The 23,852-nt window shown below is 34.6% G+C and carries 23 protein-coding genes and 1 riboswitch; of the genes, 8 read left to right on the forward strand and 15 right to left on the reverse strand.

Going from position 1 to position 23,852, the window contains the following annotated elements; genetic code table 11:
- The first annotated feature begins 26 nt into the window (after positions 1-26).
- Positions 27-947 carry a nuclease-related domain-containing protein gene (locus LRP83_RS16280; RefSeq protein WP_230497745.1) on the forward strand — a complete coding sequence of 307 codons (921 nt, stop codon included), beginning with the start codon at positions 27-29 and terminating at the stop codon, positions 945-947.
- A 551-nt stretch (positions 948-1,498) separates the two neighbouring features.
- Here LRP83_RS16280 and LRP83_RS16285 read toward each other — a convergent pair.
- The 6 genes from LRP83_RS16285 to thiT form a co-directional block, all read right to left on the reverse strand.
- Positions 1,499-3,547: a transglycosylase domain-containing protein gene (locus tag LRP83_RS16285; RefSeq protein WP_230497746.1), complete on the reverse strand. Its 2,049-nt coding sequence runs from the start codon at positions 3,545-3,547 to the stop codon at positions 1,499-1,501.
- A gap of 170 nt (positions 3,548-3,717) precedes the next feature.
- Positions 3,718-4,176, reverse strand: coding sequence for a helix-turn-helix transcriptional regulator (locus LRP83_RS16290; RefSeq protein WP_230497747.1), 459 nt, complete (start codon positions 4,174-4,176; stop codon positions 3,718-3,720).
- Between the two features lie 65 nt (positions 4,177-4,241).
- Positions 4,242-4,397 carry a FeoB-associated Cys-rich membrane protein gene (locus tag LRP83_RS16295; RefSeq protein WP_230497748.1) on the reverse strand — a complete coding sequence of 52 codons (156 nt, stop codon included), beginning with the start codon at positions 4,395-4,397 and terminating at the stop codon, positions 4,242-4,244.
- Positions 4,398-4,419: 22 nt separating this feature from the next.
- Positions 4,420-6,426, reverse strand: coding sequence for a ferrous iron transport protein B (gene feoB, locus LRP83_RS16300; RefSeq protein ID WP_230497749.1), 2,007 nt, complete (start codon positions 6,424-6,426; stop codon positions 4,420-4,422).
- Positions 6,426-6,650 (reverse strand): FeoA family protein, encoded by a 225-nt coding sequence (locus LRP83_RS16305; RefSeq protein WP_230497750.1) that lies wholly within the window; start codon positions 6,648-6,650, stop codon positions 6,426-6,428. Before LRP83_RS16305 ends, feoB begins: the two co-directional genes overlap by 1 nt.
- A gap of 183 nt (positions 6,651-6,833) precedes the next feature.
- Complete coding sequence (thiT, locus tag LRP83_RS16310; RefSeq protein WP_230497751.1) at positions 6,834-7,400, reverse strand: energy-coupled thiamine transporter ThiT; 567 nt, start codon at positions 7,398-7,400, stop codon at positions 6,834-6,836.
- A 160-nt stretch (positions 7,401-7,560) separates the two neighbouring features.
- A riboswitch (TPP riboswitch) is annotated at positions 7,561-7,666 on the reverse strand.
- A 253-nt stretch (positions 7,667-7,919) separates the two neighbouring features.
- Here thiT and LRP83_RS16315 point away from each other — a divergent pair.
- The 3 genes from LRP83_RS16315 (at position 7,920) to LRP83_RS16325 (ending at position 10,881) form a co-directional block, all read left to right on the forward strand.
- Positions 7,920-9,044: a histidine kinase N-terminal domain-containing protein gene (locus LRP83_RS16315; protein WP_230497752.1), complete on the forward strand. Its 1,125-nt coding sequence runs from the start codon at positions 7,920-7,922 to the stop codon at positions 9,042-9,044.
- Positions 9,045-9,260: 216 nt separating this feature from the next.
- The gene (locus LRP83_RS16320) at positions 9,261-9,806 is read left to right on the forward strand and encodes a GNAT family N-acetyltransferase (RefSeq protein WP_230497753.1); all 546 of its coding nucleotides are present in this window, start codon (positions 9,261-9,263) and stop codon (positions 9,804-9,806) included.
- 352 nt (positions 9,807-10,158) lie between these two features.
- Complete coding sequence (locus tag LRP83_RS16325; protein ID WP_230497754.1) at positions 10,159-10,881, forward strand: CPBP family intramembrane glutamic endopeptidase; 723 nt, start codon at positions 10,159-10,161, stop codon at positions 10,879-10,881.
- A 204-nt stretch (positions 10,882-11,085) separates the two neighbouring features.
- Here the strand turns inward: LRP83_RS16325 and LRP83_RS16330 are convergent, their stop codons facing one another.
- The 5 genes from LRP83_RS16330 to LRP83_RS16350 form a co-directional block, all read right to left on the reverse strand.
- Positions 11,086-11,352 (reverse strand): CGCGG family putative rSAM-modified RiPP protein, encoded by a 267-nt coding sequence (locus tag LRP83_RS16330; RefSeq protein WP_230497755.1) that lies wholly within the window; start codon positions 11,350-11,352, stop codon positions 11,086-11,088.
- A gap of 15 nt (positions 11,353-11,367) precedes the next feature.
- Positions 11,368-11,682, reverse strand: coding sequence for a hypothetical protein (locus LRP83_RS16335; RefSeq protein WP_230497756.1), 315 nt, complete (start codon positions 11,680-11,682; stop codon positions 11,368-11,370).
- Between the two features lie 141 nt (positions 11,683-11,823).
- The gene (locus LRP83_RS16340) at positions 11,824-13,284 is read right to left on the reverse strand and encodes a DUF4153 domain-containing protein (protein ID WP_230497757.1); all 1,461 of its coding nucleotides are present in this window, start codon (positions 13,282-13,284) and stop codon (positions 11,824-11,826) included.
- Between the two features lie 72 nt (positions 13,285-13,356).
- Positions 13,357-13,995: an HAAS signaling domain-containing protein gene (locus tag LRP83_RS16345; RefSeq protein WP_230497758.1), complete on the reverse strand. Its 639-nt coding sequence runs from the start codon at positions 13,993-13,995 to the stop codon at positions 13,357-13,359.
- Positions 13,992-14,324: a PadR family transcriptional regulator gene (locus LRP83_RS16350; RefSeq protein WP_230497759.1), complete on the reverse strand. Its 333-nt coding sequence runs from the start codon at positions 14,322-14,324 to the stop codon at positions 13,992-13,994. The genes LRP83_RS16345 and LRP83_RS16350 overlap by 4 nt, the downstream gene beginning before the upstream one ends.
- A gap of 194 nt (positions 14,325-14,518) precedes the next feature.
- Here LRP83_RS16350 and ytvI point away from each other — a divergent pair, with 194 nt between their 5' ends.
- From ytvI to LRP83_RS16365, 3 genes are all read left to right on the forward strand, one after another.
- Positions 14,519-15,550: a sporulation integral membrane protein YtvI gene (ytvI, locus tag LRP83_RS16355; protein WP_230497760.1), complete on the forward strand. Its 1,032-nt coding sequence runs from the start codon at positions 14,519-14,521 to the stop codon at positions 15,548-15,550.
- 142 nt (positions 15,551-15,692) lie between these two features.
- On the forward strand, positions 15,693-16,751 hold the full coding sequence (locus LRP83_RS16360; RefSeq protein ID WP_230497761.1) for a M42 family metallopeptidase: 1,059 nt from the start codon (positions 15,693-15,695) through the stop codon (positions 16,749-16,751).
- Position 16,752: 1 nt separating this feature from the next.
- Positions 16,753-17,577 carry an EcsC family protein gene (locus LRP83_RS16365; RefSeq protein WP_230497762.1) on the forward strand — a complete coding sequence of 275 codons (825 nt, stop codon included), beginning with the start codon at positions 16,753-16,755 and terminating at the stop codon, positions 17,575-17,577.
- A 34-nt stretch (positions 17,578-17,611) separates the two neighbouring features.
- Here LRP83_RS16365 and LRP83_RS16370 read toward each other — a convergent pair whose 3' ends face one another.
- A complete protein-coding gene (locus LRP83_RS16370) occupies positions 17,612-17,998 on the reverse strand; it encodes a YbaN family protein (protein WP_230497763.1) in 387 nt (128 codons plus the stop codon).
- A 123-nt stretch (positions 17,999-18,121) separates the two neighbouring features.
- The gene (locus LRP83_RS16375; protein ID WP_230497764.1) at positions 18,122-19,432 is read right to left on the reverse strand and encodes a hemolysin family protein; all 1,311 of its coding nucleotides are present in this window, start codon (positions 19,430-19,432) and stop codon (positions 18,122-18,124) included.
- Between the two features lie 482 nt (positions 19,433-19,914).
- Between LRP83_RS16375 and LRP83_RS16380 the strand changes: the two genes are divergently transcribed.
- Positions 19,915-22,044 (forward strand): sensor domain-containing protein, encoded by a 2,130-nt coding sequence (locus tag LRP83_RS16380; protein ID WP_230497765.1) that lies wholly within the window; start codon positions 19,915-19,917, stop codon positions 22,042-22,044.
- 59 nt (positions 22,045-22,103) lie between these two features.
- Here the strand turns inward: LRP83_RS16380 and LRP83_RS16385 are convergent, their stop codons facing one another.
- Positions 22,104-22,886 (reverse strand): FixH family protein, encoded by a 783-nt coding sequence (locus LRP83_RS16385; protein WP_230497766.1) that lies wholly within the window; start codon positions 22,884-22,886, stop codon positions 22,104-22,106.
- 330 nt (positions 22,887-23,216) lie between these two features.
- The gene (locus LRP83_RS16390; protein ID WP_230497767.1) at positions 23,217-23,798 is read right to left on the reverse strand and encodes a YitT family protein; all 582 of its coding nucleotides are present in this window, start codon (positions 23,796-23,798) and stop codon (positions 23,217-23,219) included.
- Positions 23,799-23,852 lie beyond the last annotated feature (54 nt).

Below are 23,852 nucleotides of genomic sequence, written 5' to 3' on the forward strand. Positions count from 1 at the left end.
GTGGATAATAAATTTGGAGGTGTTATATGGTTAACGTTTTAAAACATCGATTTGAATCAGAGGAATTAAAGCTTTTAAGGTCTTTGCATATTCGAATGAAATTACTAGATCAAGACTTTAAAAACTACATGAACTTAGAGAAAGGCTTCGAGGGTGAGCAAAAGTACGACAAATGGTTGGCTGAGAATCTTTCAGGCAATTTTCACGTTTTGAATGATTTATTACATGAATATAACAAAAATAAATTTCAAACCGATTCATTGATTATATCTGAAGGGAAGTTTTTCAATATTAATGTAAAGAATTATGAAGGTGATTATTATGTGAATGGCGATTACTGGCACACTTTCTCGGGATTAGAAATAAAGAACCCGTTACTTCAGCTGCAACGAAGCGAAACACTACTCCGACAATTACTTCATGACCTTGGGTATAACATTACAGTGGAATCTTATTGTATCTTCATCAATCCTAAATTCCACTTATATCAAGCCCCAATGAATCCCCAATTCATTTTTCCAACACAACTAGACCGGTTTATTCGAAAAATGAACAATCTATCATCAAAACTAAATGAGCGTCATTCCATCATTGCTGAAAAATTAATATCACTCCATACTATTGAATCCCCTTATACAAGGGCACCAAGTTATAGTTATGAAAAACTTGAAAAAAGTTTCTATTGTGGAAGGTGCTATTCCTTGAATAATTATTATTTTAAAGAGAGGTCTGTAGTCTGTCATAAGTGTGGTTTCGTTGAAGGCTTGGAGTCTGCAGTCTTACGCTGCGTTGAGGAAATTTTATTACTTTTTCCGAATCAAAGAATCACGACAAAAGTGGTTCAGGAATGGTGTAAAATCGATTCGGATAAAACCGTTCGGAGGATTTTGATTAAAAATTTTAATTATATCGGACATGGAAGATCTTCTTATTATGTTTTTCCTTAAGTGATTAATTACTACGCTTATTTTTATCGATAGTAGTCGATTTTGCTTTTTGTGGTTGACTATAAGGGGCTAATAGTTACCGTTTTTCATCCTTGATGTGGTTTGCGGTCACTATTAACCTCTAATAGTTACCGTTTTTGCTCCTTGATGTGGATTGCGGTCACTATTAGCCTCTAATAGTTACCGTTTTTCATCCTTGATGTGGTTTGCGGTCACTATTAACCTCTAATAGTTACCGTTTTTGCTCCTTGGGGTGCTTTGCGGTCACTATTAGCCTCTAATAGTTACCGTTTTTCATCCTTGATGTGGATTGCGGTCACTATTAGCCTCTAATAGTTACCGTTTTTCATCCTTGATGTGGTTTGCGGTCACTATTAACCTCTAATAGTTACCGTTTTTCATCTTTGATGCGGTTGGAGGTAACTATTAGCCTCTAATAGTTACCTTTTTTTATCCTTGATGTGCTTTGCGGTAACTATTAACCTCTAATAGTTACCGTTTTTCATCTTTGATGCGGTTGGAGGTAACTATTAGTCCTACTTTCACACCCGCTAGTCATCATTTTTACCTTTCCCACGATTCCTGGCTTTTTCCAACCACTTATCCCTCTCTATCTCTATCTTCTCACGCCATTTTTCAGCATCCTTCTTGACGGCTTCCTCCAAATCAATCCAACTTTTCCATTTATCTCTTTCCTCTTCCGTTTCAATGATCTCAGCAAGAGGAGTGAGCTGAAAGCTTTGAGCTTCTTCATTTTCAAGGGCTTTGGTCATTACTTTTTGAAAAATTAATGCCGCTCCTTCACTAGACGTTGTTGTTAAATAATGCTTGCTATCGGTCTTGTCGTATCCAATCCAAATAGCTCCCACTAGCTCTGGCGTGTATCCGACAAACCATTGGTCTTTAACACCGTTTATTCCTTCTATAGGAACTTGTGTTGAACCTGTTTTTCCTGCAACTTCCCTTCCGGGGATCTTCGCAGCACGACCAGTACCATTCTCAACTACATCTAGCAGTAAAGTGGTTATTTTATCTGCTACATCCTTTTCAGTAACCTTAACTTCAGAACCTTTCCATTCGGCAACAACTGATTCGTTGGGACTAACAATTTTTACAATCGAATGTCCCTCGATTCGTTCTCCCCCATTTGGAAAGACGGAATAAGCTTCTGCCATTATTAAAGGGGACACACCTTTATCCATACCACCTAAGGCTACGCCTAAATGACGATCCTTTTTTTCTAATGGAATGCCAAACTTATCTAAAGTCTCTAAGCCCTTGTGTAAGCCTATTTCATTTAGTAACCAAACAGCGGGGACGTTTACTGATTCCCTGACAGCCGTATACATAGGGAGAGATCCGCGATACTGATCGTTATAGTTTTTCGGTTCATAACGGTCAAACACCATCTCCTCATCTTTTAATTCATCGGTTATTTTCCATCCATTTTCAAGAGCAGGTGTATAGACTGCAAGTGGCTTCAATGTTGAACCAGGCTGTGCGATTAATTGCGTTGCCCGGTTAAATCCACGAAAAACATGTTCTCCTCTACCACCAATTAATGCCTGAATTCCTCCGGTTTTGGGATTTAGTAAAATTGCTCCACTTTGAACGATTTGATTACCTGTTCCATTTGGAAATAAACTTTCATCTTTATATACTAATTCCATTGCCTCTTGTTTAATTGGGTCTAATTCTGTATAGATTTTATAGCCACCTGTTAATAATTCATCTTGAGTAAGTCCATATTTTATTATCGCTTCTTCCAAGACATGGTCCACATAATAGGGGAATTTTCCACGAAGGGAATCTCCCCCTTTTTCGTTTAGCACCACTTTTGCATTTTTTGCTACTAGAAGCTGTTCTTCTGATAAATAATTATGTTCTCTCATTCTATCGAGGACAACATCCCTACGCGCGGTTGCTTTTTCTAAATGATGATATGGGCTAAGAGCTGATGGTGCCTTAATTAATCCGGCTAAAAGTGCTGATTCGTCAATCGTTAAGTCCTCAACTTCTTTCCCAAAATAATGAAGGGCAGCTCTCTTTATTCCCCATTCCCCATCACCAAAATAAATCGTATTTAAGTATATCTCTAAAATTTCTTCTTTGGTAAATTCCTTTTCTATTTCTCGTGCTAAAAAAACTTCATCCATCTTTCGCTTATAAGATTTTTCAGAGGAAAGAAAAACGTTTTTGGTAAGCTGTTGTGTAATCGTACTTCCACCTTCGACGATTCCACCCGCTTTTGTATTCCGAACAAATGCGCGAACAATCCCAATAAAATCAACACCGTTATGTTTGAAAAACCGGTGATCCTCAATCGCAACGACGGCATTAATCATATGTTGAGGAATTTGTTCATACGTTACACTTTCCGTTTTATTGGCAGAAATTTTACTTGCCACATTTCCATCCTTGTCATAAATAACGGTTACTTGTGAGAAGCCTTTCTCAAGAGCACTAACCTCAACACCATTTGCAAGGTAATAAAATATACAAATACTTCCGAGAACGATAGTCGATATGCTGAGTATAAATACTTGGTTTAAATGCAGTTGTTTCCATTTTTTTTTAAATAGATCCAATTTGATAATCATAAATCCCCCTAAAACAAATTACTCCACGAAGTTCTTTTTCCCAGAATAATATGTTTTTACACCATATTTAGGAAATATTGTATAATATAAAAAATTCGAATGATTTTTCTAATTTTAGGGGGATAATTTTTCAAAAAAAAAATACCAGAATTCCTTCTGGTACCTTTACACTAAACCTTATTTCGACCTATTTCTTGGAAGCGTAAAACAGCGGCTTCCTCATCAAAACTACTAAAGATCCGATAGGCTTCCTTATCAATAATTCGGAAATGCAGGCTAATGATATTTTGCTGAAGAATATAACCGTCTTTCCGGTTGAGTTCTTTCCACCATACCTTACCACCTAGAGTTCTTTCTTTTCGAAATTCAATAGCTTCTTTTGCCACTGTCTCTAATACTTCTAAAGGTTCATTTCCAAATAGATGACGGACCGTTTCTGATTCACGAAATAAGGCACAGACGGTTACCACCGTGGACCATCCCGCTTTTACTCTGCCCTTTTCGATTTGGACTAATGTTTTTTTGGATAGTCCAATAATTTCAGCCATTTTATCCTGGGTGTATTCTGATTCTTGCCGAATTAATCTAATCTTATCTGAAACAATGTCAATGATTTCATCCTTAGTCAAAAATTTTCAATCCCCTTACCTTTTTAGGGTAACTTTACACCATTTAAAAATAATTTAATAGTTTTTCATGATAAATAATCTTCTTTTCCACATGAACTTTGACAAGAGGATTTTATGTCGCAGCCCGCGCATTTTCCTTCTTTTGCTTTTCTTAAAAATCGTACAAGAGCAAAGCCTGCATAACCAAAAATGATGCCACCGATTAAAATACTTGCTAGCATGAGATTCACCCCTAAAAGTGGATTATGTGAAGCCTAGTAGTTTTCCGCCATGGTAGATGATTAATGAAATGACATAGGCAATGATAAGAGCATAAAAGCAAGAAAATATCGTCCATTTCTTTGAACCCGTCTCTTTATAAATCGTTGCCACTGTTGCTAAACAAGGAATATACAACAATATAAATGCCATAAAACTATACGCTGATAAAGGTGTAAAGGTAGATGCCAATAACCCTTGGAGAGAAGCTTCATCTGGAACAAAATAAATGATATTCATTGTAGAAATGATGGCTTCCTTCGCTAGGAATCCTGTAAGTAAAGCCGATCCTGCTTGCCACGAGCCAAAGCCAATTGGCTGTAATAGTGGAGCAATTACTCCTCCAATAGCAGCTAAATAGCTATCATCCATATTTACATTTAGTCCATTTGGGCCAGCATATGATAGTAGCCAAATAAAGACCGATCCGGCAAAGATAAATGTACCTGCCTTTTTCACAAAGTTTTTTCCTTTATCCCAAGTACTTCGCCATAAAGCTTTCCCTTGAGGTAAGCGATACGGTGGTAATTCGATAACAAATAAAGATGTTTCACCACTTAATAATGTTTTTGAAAATATTTTTGCCAAGAGAAGGGAAACTAAAATGCCCAATATATATAGTGATAAAACAATTAACGCCTCTTGTTTTACAAAAAAGGAACCGACGAATAAAGCGTAAACAGGTAATCTCGCAGAACAAGACATTAAAGGAGTTAGTAAAATGGTTAACAAACGTTCTTTAGGTGTTTCTATTGTTCTCGCTGCCATTATTCCTGGTACGTTACATCCGAATCCAATCATCATGGGGATAAATGCTTTCCCATTTAAACCAACATGCTCCATAATTCGATCCATTACAAGTGCTACCCTTGCCATATAACCTGAGTCTTCTAATAATGAAATAAAGAAAAATAAAATAAATATTTGTGGTACAAATACAATGACCCCACCGACACCTGCAATGATTCCATCCACTACTAAGGAATACAAAAAGTCTGTCGCCCCAACCAACGTTAGGAGATTAATAGTCCATTCTGTAATAGGACCTGAAATCAAGGAGTCTAGTGCATCAGATAAAGGAAAGCCAAGCCAATTGAAGGTTAGCATAAACATTAAGTACATCATCAATAAAAATATTGGCATCCCTAAAAATTTATTAGTTACAATTTTATCTACCTTTTCGGTAAATGGGGTCTTTTCTTTTTCTGAATAAGTAACAGCATCATTAAGAATGGACTGGATAACTGCTTTTCTTTTTAGATAAATAAATTGCTCTAGTGTCATAATACCTTCGCTTGAGATGATTTGCTGGCTCACGCCATTCACAAAATTTGATAATACTTCTGGCTTTACCCATTGATGTAAATATTCCCTCACATATGGATTACCTTCTAATAATTGAAGCGTAAGCCATCTTATAGAAGGTGTCTGCTTCCCATTGAGCATTTCTTCGAGCTCGATGATTGCGTCTTCGATTACCTTTCCATAATTGATTAGTAGCTTCTGTGTGTTGCATTGCTTTACAGTGGTAATGCTTTCAGCCAAGGCATCGCAGCCTTTACCACTTCGGGCAATGACCGGATTCACTTGTACGCCTAACCGATGAGATAAAAGGTTCGTATCAATGTGTATTCCTCTATTTTTGGCGACATCAATCATATTTAAGCCGATGGTTAATGGTTTCTCATATTCTAGTAGTTGAATGGTTAAATGGAGGTTTCGTTCTAGCTGAGAGGCATCTAATATATTTAATAGCTGATCCAATTGTTCCTTAAGAAAATAATTAGTGACAACCCCTTCATCCTTTGAAAGGGGGTTAAGGGTATAAATTCCTGGTAAATCGATTAATGTTGCTCGCTTGTTTTTAAACAAGCCAACTTTTTTCTCGACTGTTACTCCGCTCCAATTTCCCACATATTCGTAAGATCCTGTTAGATGATTAAAAAGTGAGGTTTTACCTGTATTCGGATTTCCGAGAAGGGCGATTTCCATTATAATCTCTCCACTTCAATTTGAATGGCTTCTTTACGTCGAATTCCGACACACTGACCACAGTACTCTAACATATAAGGTCCACCAAATGGCATAATACATTTAATACAAACCTCTGAGCCTTCTGTAATTCCTAAATCGAGTAGGCGACGTCTAACAAGAGCATCTGCTTTAGAAATATTGGAGATTATCCCTTTTTCACCTGTTTTTAACTGAGCTAACATATCAATCACCTTGTTCCTGATTTTAATAAATGAGAATGATTCTCTTTCTTTATAACAGGAATGAAAATGATTTTCAGTGCTAAAAGTCACACCTTTTGGTAATACAGCTATCGATATTGGAAATGTTGAAAAATCGTCATAAAAAAGAGACCAAACCCGAGTTTGGCCTCTACTTATATATTTTTAGATCATTTTCTTCGGAGCCGCACTAATGACTAGAACGACGATAATCACACAAAGAATGAAATTTGGTAGCATGTAAGTTCCATTATAAATAAAGGAGTAAAGTGCTACTGGTTGACCTTCAGGTGCATAACTACCAAAAAAAACTATACCTGTAATAAAATGAGAAATAAATCTTAACAAGCTTCCAAGCAAAATACCCAGAGTTGCAAGTACAATCCACTTTCCTCTTTGTTTTTGTTGAACTGCATTTTTAATTTGCGATGCAAATAGACCAGCTAAACCAACTACCGAAAATGCAACAAAATAATCGATAAATCCTTGTACTGGATGATAAATGGTAGGACCAAATACAAATTGTAGAAGACCTAACAAAAATCCTGCTAAGACCCCACCCTTTACTCCCCAACGATAAGCCATTATGAATATTGGAACCATTTCAATTGAAACAGATCCACCTTGTGGCCAAACCTTCAAAGGCATCACTTGTGATACAAGGTTTAATAAGAAAGCCAATGACGTAAAGATAGCAATCTCTACTAAAAATAACGTTTTGTTTTGTTTCATTCTCCGTTTCCCCCTTAAAATTTGGGTAAACGTTGAATCATAACCCTTTTTGTCATGTGTCAAAGCTGTTTTCGCAAAGAAATTTGCTTTTCGAACTAAATCTGAAGCATTTCTATCCAACAAAAAAAACAATGTTGGAGGTTTGGATGGTCCACATTGTTTCTATCCCAAACCACATCCCTACGCTAGCATTAACTAACAGGTTCTAAGGGTTAGAACTCAAACGCTCACTCTCAGCCGATTTAACGGCTCCCCTTGTGGAAATATTTAATTTTTACAACAACTTGACTATACATCGTTTACTTCAGCATTACAAGTAAAACATTTTTATAATGACTTAAGTTCTATTCACTTGGAGGCAAAATTCGAAAAACACTAGGATAATTATTAAAAATATATACCATTCGTCACAACTTCTTATTTTTCTACAAAAGTCGATAAAGGAAAATGCCAAAACAACTCGAATACTATACATAACATAGAAACATTCTATACTGTTTCGTGAATATGGAGGTTTGCATGTTATCTGAAACGAAATCAAAACTTGTTGACTATTTAGAGAGCCGTAAGGAAGATATATTAAATGAGTGGAGCAAAAAAATAATTATCTCCACAAATGACCCATTTGCAGATCAAATCCGTTTGAATGGGGAGTCTATGTTCATCCTTATCCAGAACATTGTTTCTGCTGATGAATATGATCTTGATGAACATCTTCAAAAACTTGCTACACGAATTGCAACAGAAAGAGTGCAAGCAAATATTAATATTGGGGATTTTGTTTTTAATGTAAGTATGGGAAGATCCATTGTATATCAACAATTAACAGAGTCCGGTCAGGAATGGGATGATCTTCAGAAAACCATTAATATGATTAATTATTGCTTTGATAAGTTTTTATATTTTGCGGTTTCTGCCTATACAGATGTAAAAAATAAAATCATTGAAGAAAAAACACAATTTATCGATTCTACTCACAAGGACCGGTTAACTCTACTTGGTCAAATGACTTCTAGTTTCGTTCATGAATTTAGAAATCCACTAACATCAGTTCAAGGCTTTATTCAGCTAATTAAATCGGAAAATCCCGAAATGAAATATCTCGATATCATTTCCAACGAGCTAGAACAACTCAATTTTAGAATTTCACAATTTCTTTTATTATCTAAAAAGGAATTAATTGGAAAAGAAAAGACTTCTTTTTATTTAAATAAGTTGATAGAAGAAGTTCTTGTCTTTCTATATCCGAGTATATTGGACAGTAAGGTTAAGATACTAAAAGACTTAGAGACAGACGTTAACCTTTTCGGTTACGTTGATGAGATTCGTCAAGTGCTCATCAATATCATTTTCAATGCAATCGACGTAATCTGTCATTATCCTAGTGAGGAACCAATCATCGAAATTAAAACGATGCTTATTCCAAATTCCTTTATTCAAATCAGTATCAGTAATAATGGACCGATGATTCCTAAAGAGCATCAAAAAACTATTTTCGAACCGTTTTTTACAACCAAAAAACTTGGTACAGGTCTAGGACTATTCGTTAGCTCAGAAATCATTGAAAAGCATAAAGGAGTTTTAACCTGTAAATCGAGTTGTGACCAAACCATTTTTTCTATTCTGCTTCCATTAAATCAATAAAGTTGGTCATTAATTTTGGCTGTTTTCGCAAAGATTGTTGCTTTTCGAACCGAGTTTAATCCCGTATTATTTATGGCTTCGTGGCATCTTTTCGTATCTTTTTGAAATTTTCATGTGCTAGTCTTTTGTTTTGTCGCTTATGTTAGTAGCAATAGCAACAAAGTTTACGAAAAGAGCCTTAATTTTAGAATCACTGGTTTTAGGAGTTGGTTTAAAGTGTTTACACTAAAGGTCGATCAGGAAATTGAATTGCAATTATTTCAACACCATCATGCAAATGAGCTTTTCGATTTAGTTGATCAAAATCGCTTTTACTTGCGGCAATGGTTGCCGTGGGTTGACTCTATGGACTCTCCCTTTCAATATCATACTATTATCCCAATGTGGTTAAAGCAATTTGCAGATAACCAAGGCTTTAATTTAGGTGTAAGATACAAAGGCACTTTAGTAGGAGCGATTGGAATTCATCAAATTGACTGGAGAAATCAAATGACCACGATTGGCTACTATTTGGGAGAAGGCAATCAAGGAAAAGGCATTATGACTAAAGCTGTGCAAGCACTCCTTAACTATGTTTTCTTTCAGCTCAAGTTAAATAGGGTTGAAATTCGTTGTGGAGAACGGAACTATAAGAGTAGAGCGATTCCAGAAAGACTAGGTTTTACCCAAGAGGGAATCATTCGTGATGGTGAAAATCTATATGGACATTATCATCATTTAATTATTTATAGCATGTTGAAAAGAGAATGGATTAAAGGGTAATCAATATAGTAACTCATCATAAAAAAGTAGCCTTATTAGCACTTAAAGGGGTCGGGTGAAGAGGAGGAAACGTCAATTCACACCCGCTTTGACATTGAAATTAACACATCAATTAGAACACTTACAATTGTTGTTAAGATAACATTTATAGCATTTTGTATGACAATTTAGTAAGAAAATTATCGTACAAATTAAAAACAGCACATAAATTTATGTGCTGTCTTTAAACATTGCTAAAATCTTTATCAAAAAGATTGTTAATTAATAAAAAAGATTATCTTTTATCTCGTTTTTTAAAATAAACTAGAGTATAATTTTTAAGGAATATTTACCAAATAAGGGAGGGAATGTTATGTTAATTTTTGGCGGAATTATTCTTATATTTTTACTATTTGTTTACCCATTTCAAGATATTAAATATACAAAAAAAGTAAAAGAAACGGGCAATTGGGAAGAAAAAAGAGAATATTTTCTGTTTATCATGAAAAGTGAATGGTTTTTGACCTTTTTAATTTTGATTGGGGCTGCCGCTTTTTCAGTATCATGGACAGAGTTCGGATTAAAAATTCCAAATGAAAACACTTCAAAATTACTAGGTATGTTTTTGGGATTTATTATAGGTGTCCTATTTTTAGTCTTGGTTTTATTTAGGCTTCCGTTTTATAAGAAGAGAATGGATAAACAAATGGAAAATATTAGTTTTTTAGCCCCTGCGAATAAAAGAGAACGAAATTGGGGGTTAGCTTCAAGTGTAACTGCTGGTATTTGTGAAGAAATCATTTATCGTGGATTTGTTATATTTTATTTACAAAGTCTACCCTTTGATCTATCTTTACCCGTAGTTTTAGTGTTATCTGCCTTAATTTTCGGATTTGGACATATTTATCAGGGGTGGAAAGGGTTTCTCTTAACAAGTTTTCTTGGTTTTGTATTTGCAAGAGTATATGTAATGACAGATTCTCTTTTATTTCCAATAATATTACACATTATTATTGATGCACGTTTCTTCTTGATGCAAAAGCTAAAGAACGAGAATCATGATAATGTTCATCAAGAGTTTAAAAATCTAATATGAATTAATAAAAGCAGATGGATACGAATTTGTTATGACCCCCAAAAGTTAGATTGAATTCTAACTTTTGGGGGTCACATCAAATCTTCTGCTTTTTCTATTGCAAATTTCCTGTTAAAACATTGACGATTCACTATGCGAATTCCGCTGTGAATAAGTATTTTCTCCCTATCAACCGAACCCGTTAATTAACAATGGCTACTTTTTTTATAGTTTTTTAAGCTTCCATACTCTTAACACATGTCCACCGCAACCACACTGATCAATATATTTAAGCCTAACGGTTTCATTATACATTTTTTCTATTAGTGGCTGAAGGTACTCTACTGGGTCCCCAAAGTTTGCACTCGTTACGAGGTTCACAAAATATCCTGGTTTGGTTATTTCAACTGCCTCTAAGGCATCTTTTAATAGTAGATCGATGTCATTCTCATACTCGTCATGTTCTAGGTCTTTTGTCCAATCCTTTTCCATAATATCTCCTTTAGACTAGTGAGCTGTATTAGCTTGTTGTTTCTTTAACATAATAATTTCCTCTTCTGCTCTGCCAATTTTGATAAGATGTGAATCTAAACGCTTATGAATCGTTCTGAGTTCATCGTTAGGGTTAAAGGTGAAATTTTCTTTTAGCTCTTCTAAAGTATCCTTAATATCGGAAAGATCAATTTGATTGACCGCAACACGGTGCTCTATACTATCAACCTTTTCTAAACGAGCAAGTCTTTTTTCAATATTTCCTAATTTATCATTATATGAGAGGATAACGGTTTTCATTTCCTCTAATGCTTTCATTACTTGATCCATTTTACATTTCCCCTCTGCGCTTTATATATTATTTATATTTTTATATTAACATCTTTTTCACTATCAAGATGTTACAAAAAAAGCAACAAATTTTTTAGCACATTAAAGCGCTGAGGGACAGTCCCTCAGCGCTTTAATGTGCTAAAATTCAGTTTCTTTTAGCTTATTATATGCTTTTTCCCTGGACCAATTCCATTCCCACCAACCAGATTCATCTTTTACTGCTACTTGTTTTCGTTCCCTTAATAATTGCCGCAATTGTGGGACGTTTGGGTTTTCCTCAAATAGCTCGATTAACCCTGAAATACCTGTGAAACCTAAGCTATTTAAATAGTGGATATCGACCTTTCCCGTCTTTTCAAATCGCTCTAGATTCTCATTTACGACCATTTGGTCAATATTGCTGACATTTAACAATGAATAATAAATCAAGCCTGAAAGAAGGAAAAAATGGATAAGTGATAAACGATCTAACCATATTTTTAAGAATGTATAAACTAATAAAATCAACACATACAGCATAAAGGAATGGGCCAAAACTCGAGAAAAGGTAAATCCATAAGCTTCCTCATACATCATTAATCTAAGGAACGCAGATATCAACATGACGCCTGTAAAACCCACGAGGGTGCTTAATAATCCCCTTGTCATTCGTTGTTTCCACTGCTGTTGATGTTTCATTAGTGACAGAACAATGACTAATATAGACAGATTTAAAAGAATTACCACTAATAATTCAAAAAATCCTCTCCTTGCATATTCAGCATAAGTAAATCCTGTTTCGAGTTGATTGTTAAATAAATACCGAAATTGGACGATGGTAAATAACAAATAGACAAGGTTAAGACTAATTAATAGCGTCCAAATAATAATCGGATCCCATGCAAAATAGCGGCGTACCCCAATCTGTTGATCCAGTGAAAAGGATTTATAGTAAAGAACTTGCAAAAAGGAAAATATAGTAAAGGTGAAAAATAATATCACGATAAGCCTAATCACTTCATCACCAATTTCGAAATTAAACACTTTTCCTGGAAAATTAATAATAATTTTCCTAAACTCTAAATCGGCTGATGACAATAGAATTAAAACCATAAACATAATTGGAGCCGTGATAAGGAGTCCGATAAATACTTTTTTCACAACCTGATAAGATTGCTCATTTACTCCTCTTTTTAACTTACGTATATTTTCAGAAAAAAGCTGCTTTGTAAATCCAATGGACTTACCTATCGTTTTCAAAATAATAGCTAGAAAACTCCAGTGGTACCAAATGGTTTTTGGCTTACCCGTAATGAGTACCAGTTGCACAACTATTAAAAATGGGATGATCAATATATTCAACATCCAAAATAACAAACTATTATTCAAAAAAAACGTGCTTGTTAAAACCCAAGTACAAATCATTAGTAATGTACCGAGGCGCATATTCGCTAATGGGCGATTTCGAAATCTTAGTATAAATACAGTGTAAAAAGTAGCTAAAAACAAAAATATAGAAACTCCACCAAAATAGTTTTCAATCATTTGTTGGAATGCAATTCCTAGACAAAGACATGCCAAGAAAAAATAGAAGTCCCTATTTCCTAATAGTGCTTTCATTTCAATTACCTCCTCCTCAATACCTTTATATTCTATATACAAAGAATTACGATGTATATGGATAAAAAAATTTTATTGAACTGAAGCTTTTTTCCCCCAAAAATAACCCAATGTACATATTGGATAGAGGATACAAGTAAACGCTACGCAAACAATGATAAATTTTTTATTTAAAAGTGGTTCAAACCATTCATGCGGAATAATATGAAAAACGATTAAGTACATTAGAGCTAAATTTGGAATAATGGACAAAAGAAAAGTTTTTACCATTAGATTCTTGCCATTAGGTCCAAATGCTCTTCCTATTTCATAGCCTAGTAATCCCCAAAACAGTATATATACTAAAATAATAATTCCTGAAATAGAGGTTAATTTCTGCCAAATAGCACCCGTCCAACCCCATTTGAAATAATTATGTAAAGCGGTTAATAGAAATCCGAAAGAGAAAAACAAAAGGTTAACAATTACAAAATTCCATTTCGTCTTATTAGGTGTAATGGACATTTCTTCTTTCCATGATTCCAAAATTTCTTCAGGTGTACCGAGCCGTTCAATAATATAGTCCATGTCGGTTTGAGAAATCCCTAAACAAGGTTTCTCATCAAGTAGTTCAGTAATATGCAGTTCATATTCCTTTATGATTTCATTCTTTTTAGGATGGTTCTGTAGTCCTATTTCCAGTTTGGTGAGAAATTCTTCTTTATCGATCATGTTTCATTTCCCTTTATTACTTTTCCCATCACCTGCACAAAACGATTCCATTCGTTTGTTTTTTCCTGGAGAAGCTTCTTTCCTTCAGCAGTTATCTGATAATATTTCCGTGCTGGGCCTTTTTCTTGCTCTTCCCAATAACACTTTACATATTCCTGGTTTTCAAGCTTATGTAAAGCTGGATATAACGTACCTTCCTTAACTTGAAGATGATGCTCACTTCGTTGATCAAGTACCTTTACAAGTTCATAGCCATACATATCCTTCTCATTTAAAAGCTTGAGTAAAATAAGTGAAGTGCTCCCTTTCACTAATTCACGATTAAACATTTTCTCACCACCTACATAGAATTATGAGGTATCCTAAATCCAATGTCAACATTCTTTAACACTTTAAAGCACCCGGGGACTGTCCCCACATACTTTAAAGTGTTAAAGTTATTTTTTCTTTCAATATAAATATACATTCAGGTGATTACACTCTATAATAATGTTAATTGAGCTTTGAGGAGAGTTATCTTTACATGTGGAAAAAATGGCTGTTATTAGTTTGTATTTTATTAGTTATGTACCTTATACTCCCATATATACTTCCAATTGTTTTTGCTGGTATAACTGCGATTTTGTTGGAACGCGTGATTCGCTTTCTTAAACATAGATTACGTTTTAAGCGATTTCAAGCTGTGCTACTCACTTATTTAAGTTATTTGGTTTTACTGTTTTTTGCTTTTTATTATGCCGTTTCAACCTTAACACAAAAGGTTACAGCATTATCAAAACTGGCACCGAAGCTAGTAATCAGCTTCTACGATTCTGGCATACGCCCTCTCATAAAAAAATGGGAGCAATATTTAAGTAATTTACCACCTGATGTCATTTCTTCGATCGAGAAATCTTTTGAAAATGCGGTTAATGGTCTGACTTTATTTTTACAAAATATGGCTGAAGGTCTTATCTCATTGATAACGTCAATTCCTAGTTTCTTGGTTGAATTTTTAATCTATTTAATTGCTCTTTTTCTCATTAGCCTGGAATATCCAAACATATTTAAAACGATTAATTCCTATTTAAAAGAAGAAACAAAAGCAAAAATAAATTTAGTACTAAAACCACTAGCAGAGGCTTCCATCGGTTTCATTAAGGCGCAAATTATTCTAAGCTTTGTAACCTTTATTCTAGCCTTTATTGGTTTATGGATTTTACAAGCACCTTATAAAACACTGCTTTCCCTTTTAATTGTTCTTGTTGATATTTTACCAATACTTGGAACAGGATCGGTACTTGTACCTTGGGCTGTTGTTGCCTTTTTTCAAAATAACGACTTTTTAGGTACTGGTTTAATCATCTTGTTTTTAGCTATTACAGTGATAAGAAGGACTATCGAACCTAAAATACTTGCTCAAAATTTGGGTATATCACCGTTAGCTTCGTTAATTAGTCTCTTCATTGGCTTCAAACTTATAGGATTTATCGGAATGTTTATCGGACCAGGACTTGTTATTATCTGGAATACGTTAATTAAGGCAAACATTATAAAAATGAATTTCAAAATTTAAGTATCGGGCATCCTTATTTTATAAGGATGCTTTTTTGATTCAATGCAACAATCTTTTTACTATTCATTCGGTTTCGATTAATTGTATAATTTTGTTAAGGAAAAAGATTATATTTTCCACAAAGAAAAGGGGTTTATTAAAGATGAATTATCCTAGTACAAAAGAAACTATCAACTTAATAAAAGATTTGGTTTCGATTCCAAGTCCTTCTGGTAACACAGACCAAGTCATTCAGTTTGTTGAAAAACTTCTTAAAGAAGTTAATGTTACCACATATAGAAATCGTAAAGGCGGTTTGATTGCTACTATTCCTGGTCGTGATACACAGCATCATAGAATGCTTACAGCACATGTAGACACACTTGGAGCTATGGTCAAAGAAATCAAGCCTAGCGGTCGTTTAAAGATTGATTTGATTGGCGGCTTTAAATATAACTCGATTGAGGGTGAATATTGCCAAATCAAAACATCGAATGGTAAAACGATAACTGGTACGATTTTAATGCATCAACAATCTGTACATGTGTACAAGGATGCTGGTAAAGCTGAACGTAGCATTGATAATATCGAAGTTCGTGTTGATGAAAAAGTACATAGTGCAGATGAGGTTCGTGCTTTAGGGATTGAGGTTGGTGATTTTGTTTCATTCGATCCTAGAGTGGAAGTGACAGAAAGCGGATATATTAAATCGCGTCACCTTGATGATAAGGCAAGCGTTGGAATTTTGTTGCAGCTTATTAAACAGATTAAAGAGGATAATATCGTTTTACCTTATACCACTCATTTTCTAATATCGAATAACGAAGAAATTGGGTATGGTGGAAATTCGAACATCACTCCAGAAACAGTTGAGTATTTAGCGGTAGATATGGGCGCTATGGGTGACGGTCAATCCACTGATGAATATACTGTTTCGATTTGCGCAAAAGATGCAAGTGGTCCTTACCATTATGAATTACGTAAGAGATTGACTCAGCTTTGTTTGGATCATGATATTCAATTTAAGGTTGATTTATATCCATTCTACGGCTCTGACGCATCTGCTGCAATTCGTTCTGGGCATGATATTGTTCACGGCTTAATTGGACCAGGAATTGATTCTTCTCATGCTTTCGAGCGTACGCATGAATCATCGATTGAAAATACTGCTAAGCTTTTATTCCATTACGTTCAATCAGATATGATCGTTGTTGGCGCATAAGGTGGAAACAAAACAAGTATTAGCAATCGAGCTTGTTCACATTGAAAAATGGGAAAAGGATCAAAGTGGACTTTGGTTTTGGGAACGAATCGGTCGCTTACCGTTTAAAATATTGGACAAAATTACTCCAAAGATCATTCATAATAAAATAGGCGTATTGTTAGATGAAATGGGTAGCTATCTTCAAACTGGTGGAAAATATTTAATTAACGAACGTCAAATGTTAAATACAATCCAAACGAATGTTAACTATCCAATTGAAAGTATTCAGGATGTATCATCATCTGTCCCTATTGCGAATATGAAACAGATAACTCAACAAATTGCCGAAAAGCGGATTAAAGCTGCGGCAATCCAAGGCGCATCCACTGGGTTTGGAGGAGTATTTACTCTTGCAATCGATATCCCTGCCCTACTTGGATTATCGTTAAAAACTTTGCAGGAAATTGCGATTATATACGGATATGACCCAAATGATAAAGACGAACGGGTTTTTATTATTAAATGTTTGCAGTTTACTTCCTCCGATATTGTAGGCAAAGAAGCCATTTTGAGAGAACTTTCTTCCTACTATCGAAAGGAAAGCCCTTCTAATGAAGCCATATCACAGCTACAAGGCTGGCGAGAAGTCATTTATACGTACCGAGATCAGTTTGGTTGGAAGAAATTATTTCAACTCATTCCCGTCGCAGGGCTTCTTTTTGGCGCTTTCACGAATCGGTCAATGATTAAAGACATTGCAGAGGTTGGCGATATGCTTTATCGGAAACGGAGAGTTTTAGAAAGATTGGAAACACTTGAGGACATACCTGAAGAAAAAAAATAATCAAAAGGAAGGATCATCTCCTTCCTTTTTCTTTTTAATTTTCTTTCTTCGCAACTTTACTTTTTATTGACCATATAAAGTAAGTAATATACGATACAACTCCTATTAGGAGTACTTTTACCCATAATAGAGGAATTAAGAAGAAAATCGAGTAACCTGATGTTAGCCATAAAACAGCAATGGCGATAAATTTGGTTCTTGTCGGTATCCCATGCCCTGCTTGGAAACTTCTAATATATTCCCCAAGCCATTTCGTATTTAAAAGCCAATGATATAGTTTTTCTGATGAACGTGCATAACAAAAAGCCCCTAATAACAATAAAGGAGTCGTTGGGATTAAAGGAACAACAATTCCTACAAGTCCTAGTAAAACAAAAAAAGAACCCAAAAAAATTAAAAGGTATTTTAGTAATTCCTTCATGTCTATCCCCCCTCCCCTACTATATTCTATGAATTAAAGATAACACGTAAAGCCTAATTTTCCAATCAAATACCCTAACAACAAAAGAAACCCCTGAAATAATCAAGGGTTCCTAAGGTCCTACTATGCTAAAGACTTTTGACCAAGCATTTTCACTATTTCTAGCGATTTAATATGATAGCCTTCCATCTCAAGTATTCTAAACTCATATTCACCTAATGGAATTTTATCGCCTTCTTTTGCTTCCATTTTTTCGGTTAAAATCCAACCACTAATGGTATCCACATCGGTGTCATCGATTTGAAGACCAAATAAGTCATTTACTTCTTCTATTAAAACTTTCCCATCAATAATTGTCTTATTATCATTGATTTTCTTGATATCAGGAACTTCATCATGATCAAATTCGTCCCTTATATCACCAACAATTTCCTCAATGATATCCTCTACCGTCACTAGACCCGCAGTGCCACCATATTCATCTACTAATATCGCCATATGAACTCGTTCTTTTTGCATTTTTAATAGTAGACCATGAATGGGCATGGATTCCATTACTTTGATGACAGGACGTGAATATTTTATGATTGGTTCGTTCATGTTTCTTTTTTTAACGAAGTCTGTAAGTACTTCCTTCATATTAATCATTCCAATAATATGGTCCTTGTCACCTTCATATATCGGATATCGAGTATAGTTTTCTTCTGTAGCTGTAGAAATAAATTCCTCAATGACTAAGTCTTTCTCAAAACCAACCATCTCTGTACGAGGAACCATAATTTCCTTAGCGATACGGTCATTAAATTCAAATATATTATTTACATATTTATATTCAGACTGATTGATTTCACCGCTTTTATAGCTTTCTGAAAGGATCATTCTTAGCTCTTCCTCTGTATGAGCGATTTCATTTTCAGAGATTCTTTCTAAACCAAACAATCCAGTTAAAAGTCTTGCGGATCCATTTAGTGTTTTGATGATTGGGTACATTAATTTATAGAATAGAATAACTGGTTTTGCAAATAAAAGTGTAACCGCCTCAGCCTTTTGGATCGCTAACGTTTTAGGTGCGAGCTCACCAACCACAACATGTAAAAAGGTTATGATAGCAAAGGCAATCGAAACGGAGGTCACCGTTGCAACCGATTCAGAGAAATTAAACTTATCAAAAACAGGATGCAATATATGAGCAATCGTTTCCTCACCTAACCACCCAAGTCCTAGAGCAGTTATTGTTATTCCGAGCTGACAAGCAGATAAATACTCGTCTAAATTAGAGATCACAGTTTTGGCCGCAATTGCATTTTTGTTCCCCTCCGCAACCAGTTGATCGATTCGGGTACTCCGTATTTTTACAATCGCAAATTCCGTTGCCACAAAAAAACCTGTTAAAGCAATTAAAATTGCCACCATGATCAAATTAAATATGTCCAAATAGTCTCCTTCATGTATAAATACAATGAAGGAATACACCTCCTAGTGATATGTTAATAGTTATTTATTATTAAAAATGATTTTTTATGCGTCTTGATTCCATGTTTACTTGTACGAATAACATGACAAAATTCTACAAACCAAAAAGGATTATGGTTATAAGTCCTAATTGGGCAAGAAAAAGGTTTGTTTTAAAATGAACCGTCTCTCTAGCTAACTGATAAATCTGGTTATACTTCCCAATAGTCTCACCCCATTTTTTATATAGATAATATAAATGTATATGAAAACAAACCATTCAGTCAACGTTTTAGTTTAATACTGTTATAACTTAACAAATTCATATTCTATAATTAGTTCATTAATTTGTAAAAAGTATACCTCTTCTTAAGTGCAAACAATTTATACAATAGGTTTAGGTGAAAAAATTGAGGAACTTAGAATGTTAAGTATTCGTTCTTTGTTAAAGGAGGGAAAATTCATTGAAACACATCTTTGCAGAGTATGAAACACATGCTTTAGAAATAGAGAAGCTTCGTCTACGCATGAAAAAATCAGAAAATAAACATGATGAATTTCTAGCTGCACTTAGAAATAATGAATCATTAAATTTAAAAATTCTTGATGCATTGCCAATTAATATTTTTTTAGAAGATCGAGAGGGTCGAACAATTTTTGCAAATAAACAAGCATGTCTTTGCAATGGAATGAAGCCTGATGAAGTTGTTGGAAAAACGGTCTATGATTTTTTCCCTCTTTACATTGCAAACCAAATGAGAACCGGTGATCTTGAGGTTTGGCAACAAAAAGAACTGGTAACGAAAGAAACCACAGTAGGCTTTCAAGGTCAAGAGTCTTTTATGTATACAGGAAAAACCATTATCCATTCAGACGAATCCAATGAAGAGTTCCTTCTAGGATTTGGATTAGATATAACAGACCGAGTCAAGGCCGAAAAACGATTACGTGATAGTGAAGAAAAATTCAGGAATTTAGTTGACCAGGCGGCAGATTGTTTTTTTCTTATTGAAAAAAATGGCCTAATTGTTGATATTAATCCATTCGCATGTGATTTACTTAGCTCTAAGAAAGAAGATTTACTTTATCTACATGTAGCCTATTTATTTTCTAACTTAAATAATAAAATCATCACCATCAATAAAAGTACCGATTTTCATACTTCATATAATTTTGAAGATTATATGAAAAAGCCAAATGGAACAAGCATACCGGTTGATATTAATTTAAGATTAATCAATATTTCAGATAGACAGATGTATCTAGCCTTATGTCGGGATATTAGTGAAAAGAAAAAGACGGAAGCAAAGATCCAACATATGGCTTATCATGATGCTTTAACTGGTCTTCCTAATCGTTGGTATCTCTTATCCTTTATGAATCAATTTTTAAAGCAAACGGATAGTAATCCAAAATCAATAAGTGTTCTGTTACTAGATTTAGATCATTTTAAAGTCATTAACGATAGCCTAGGACATCAAGCAGGAGATATCTTGCTCCAACAAGTTGCAAATCGGTTGAAGACCATACAAAAGAAAAATTATTCTTTAGCTAGACTTGGAGGGGATGAGTTTATCTTTATTATTCCGGATAGTTGCGAAGATGAGGCTAAGCACGTATCTTCAGAAGTAATGAAAATTATGACTCCCCCCTTTCATATCCAAAAACAAAAAATTAATGTTAGTACAAGTATTGGAATAAGTGTTTATCCGAATGATGGAGTGGATATGAACACATTAATTAAAAATGCAGATATCGCCATGTATCGCTCCAAGGAACAAGGAAGAAATTGCTACCTCCAATTTGATTCATCCATGTTAGAACATGCTAGGGAACGTATGGAAATGGAAATTATGCTACGTGAAGCATTGGAGCGAAAAGAATTCGTGCTTCATTACCAGCCGAAAATAAACATGTTAACAGGTAAGATGAGTGGAGCTGAAGCATTAATCCGTTGGCAAAAAGGTGAAAATAATCTAATATACCCAAATGCCTTTATCCAAGTAGCGGAAGAAACGGGTTTAATCGTCCAAATTGGTGAGTTAGTCATAAGAGAGGCTTGTATCCGTTGTAAAGAATGGCATGATCAAGGCTTAACAGACCTATCAATTAGTGTAAATATCTCTGCTTCACAATTCCATAAACAAGATATTGAAGAGTTAATCGCCAACATTTTACTTGAAACTGGCCTACCTCCTTATGCGTTAGAACTGGAACTAACAGAAAGCACCGTCATGAAATCACCGGAAGAGGCGAGAGTAGTTTTAAAAAACTTAAAATCTCTTGGTTTAAAAATCTCGATAGATGACTTCGGTACGGGATTCTCTTCATTAAGTTATTTAAGACATTTTCCTATCGATACACTAAAAATAGACAAATCATTTATTATGAATTTAGATTCCGACCATGCCAATGCGATGATTGCTAAAGCTGTCATATCACTCGCACATAGTCTAAATCTTAAAGTGGTAGCCGAGGGTGTAGAAAACAATGAACAAATGCAATTCCTTGATAGTGAGCAATGTGACTATGCTCAAGGGTATTATGTTAGTCGTCCACTAAGCTGGGATAAGATAAATGAATGGATTAAGTAGCTAAAAAAGAAGAGAGAGGATGCTTTTATCAAAGCTCCTCTCTCCATTAATGAAAAATATTATTTCACATCAATCATGATCATTTTATGTTCATGAATTTCTTCTTTGTTCACATGTATTTGTATATGATAAGGTCCTGCTTTTGGGAAGGTTATTGGTGCTTCATAAGTACCTTCTCCTTCTTCTTTAGCATCTAGCCATATTGTATTACCAGCATCAGGTACGATTTCATATCTAACCTTAGCTCCTGTTAATGGAGCATTTTCATTAGTCAGAGTAGTACTGAGAATAACCTCGTTATTAGATGTGAAAGCATTATCCTGTTTAAAGTCGATATTTAAGCTTGACTCATGATGTCCATGGTTATCCTGGTGCTCTTCATGGTTTGCGGCCGTATCCTCTTCAGTTCCATGCTCCTCATGATTTGCCTCTTCCCCAGGTGTTCCTACTGTAAATTCCCTTTTGGGCATTGTATGCATGCTTCTTGCTGTTACATGGGCAATGACCGCATAATGTCCATCTTCAGTAAAGGTCTTTTTGATAGAATAAACACCTTTACCATCATTTTGAGCTTCTAGTTTTTCATGCTCCTCTTGACCAACTTTCCACAGTTCGAACTTTACTTCATTAGCATCATCTACTTGATCGGTTCCTTGAGTCACAATGGCTTTTATATCAATTTCCTCATTTACATTAATTTGTTCTGGAGTTTGGATCGTTACTTCAACGAATTCTAGAGGTGGTGTATCCTCATTTTGTTGGGTATTATCCTTTTCTTTTTCGTTAGAACAACCAGCTATAATTCCTCCAACTAATATGAGTGCAATAAGAACTTTTTTCATAGCATAACTTCTCCTTTTGCTTTATTAGAATGGGGGTAGTCGTAACGTAGCCATTCTTTTTTTTGATTATATACTTATACCATCTATTATGACAGATGAGTGGGTCTTCTCTAATGGTAAGGGACTTTTTTACTCTAAACAATATCAATATGTGAATAATGTGTGACATCCAAAGCTGTAATTTCCATAATAAAAGTCGATACCATATTTAGTATCGACTCGTTTTTATTGGGCAAAACCATCAAATAAATTATTTTAGCAAAAAAATAAAACCACAGTTCTCAAAAAGCTCCTTAGCTTGTGAAAAGGTTAATACCTAAAATATCAAATCTATACATAAAGATTGATATTTTTTACATATGTTAGAATGGTAGTCGATAACCCTACAATCGAAATGATTATTATTGAGTATAAAAGCCTTTCGTCTCTTAATATCATTACCCCAATTAGAATGATGATTAAATCTAATACTATTAATGCTACTCCGACATTAATGGATAACCATTTTGAAATAAGTAATGCAAGTAAATCAATTCCCCCAGGGCTAATATGTTCCCTTAACATAAATCCTACTCCTATTCCAATAGCTGATCCTCCAAGAATTACGCTATGTAAAGTTGGTAAGTGAATCAAGAATTGCAATGGCGTTAACAGACCAATTATTATGCTTGAAATGGTAATTCCCATTAATCCATAAACAAAATAAGCTTTGTCGTACAAACTCGCCAAAAGATAAATAGGCACATTTAAGCACAAAAAGGTAATAGCAATTTTATAGCCAAGAAGATAATTAATTATGAGACTAACACCCCATAATCCACCATTAATGAGGTGAATCGGGATAATAAAGCCATTAATACCAACTCCAATCAAAATACTAGAAAAAATGGTGATCCAAATTTTCCTACTCAAAATAATCAGTCCTTGTCCATAATATTTTATAAAAAAAGCAGTGGCTATTCCCAC

It is taken from the genome of Pseudoneobacillus rhizosphaerae (assembly GCF_917563885.1).
Lineage (GTDB): Bacteria > Bacillota > Bacilli > Bacillales > Cytobacillaceae > Pseudoneobacillus > Pseudoneobacillus rhizosphaerae.

Coding starts and splice junctions, on each gene's coding strand:
- LRP83_RS16305 (WP_230497750.1), bottom strand. CDS start 6,650: ATGTTAGCTCAGTTAAAAACAGGTGAAAAAGGGATAATCTCCAATATT.
- LRP83_RS16330 (WP_230497755.1), bottom strand. CDS start 11,352: ATGGAAAAGGATTGGACAAAAGACCTAGAACATGACGAGTATGAGAAT.
- LRP83_RS16280 (WP_230497745.1), top strand. CDS start 27: ATGGTTAACGTTTTAAAACATCGATTTGAATCAGAGGAATTAAAGCTT.
- thiT (WP_230497751.1), bottom strand. CDS start 7,400: ATGAAACAAAACAAAACGTTATTTTTAGTAGAGATTGCTATCTTTACG.
- LRP83_RS16325 (WP_230497754.1), top strand. CDS start 10,159: ATGTTAATTTTTGGCGGAATTATTCTTATATTTTTACTATTTGTTTAC.
- LRP83_RS16315 (WP_230497752.1), top strand. CDS start 7,920: ATGTTATCTGAAACGAAATCAAAACTTGTTGACTATTTAGAGAGCCGT.
- LRP83_RS16340 (WP_230497757.1), bottom strand. CDS start 13,284: ATGAAAGCACTATTAGGAAATAGGGACTTCTATTTTTTCTTGGCATGT.
- feoB (WP_230497749.1), bottom strand. CDS start 6,426: ATGGAAATCGCCCTTCTCGGAAATCCGAATACAGGTAAAACCTCACTT.
- LRP83_RS16385 (WP_230497766.1), bottom strand. CDS start 22,886: ATGAAAAAAGTTCTTATTGCACTCATATTAGTTGGAGGAATTATAGCT.
- LRP83_RS16370 (WP_230497763.1), bottom strand. CDS start 17,998: ATGAAGGAATTACTAAAATACCTTTTAATTTTTTTGGGTTCTTTTTTT.
- ytvI (WP_230497760.1), top strand. CDS start 14,519: ATGTGGAAAAAATGGCTGTTATTAGTTTGTATTTTATTAGTTATGTAC.
- LRP83_RS16335 (WP_230497756.1), bottom strand. CDS start 11,682: ATGGATCAAGTAATGAAAGCATTAGAGGAAATGAAAACCGTTATCCTC.
- LRP83_RS16360 (WP_230497761.1), top strand. CDS start 15,693: ATGAATTATCCTAGTACAAAAGAAACTATCAACTTAATAAAAGATTTG.
- LRP83_RS16345 (WP_230497758.1), bottom strand. CDS start 13,995: ATGATCGATAAAGAAGAATTTCTCACCAAACTGGAAATAGGACTACAG.
- LRP83_RS16285 (WP_230497746.1), bottom strand. CDS start 3,547: ATGATTATCAAATTGGATCTATTTAAAAAAAAATGGAAACAACTGCAT.
- LRP83_RS16295 (WP_230497748.1), bottom strand. CDS start 4,397: ATGCTAGCAAGTATTTTAATCGGTGGCATCATTTTTGGTTATGCAGGC.
- LRP83_RS16350 (WP_230497759.1), bottom strand. CDS start 14,324: ATGTTTAATCGTGAATTAGTGAAAGGGAGCACTTCACTTATTTTACTC.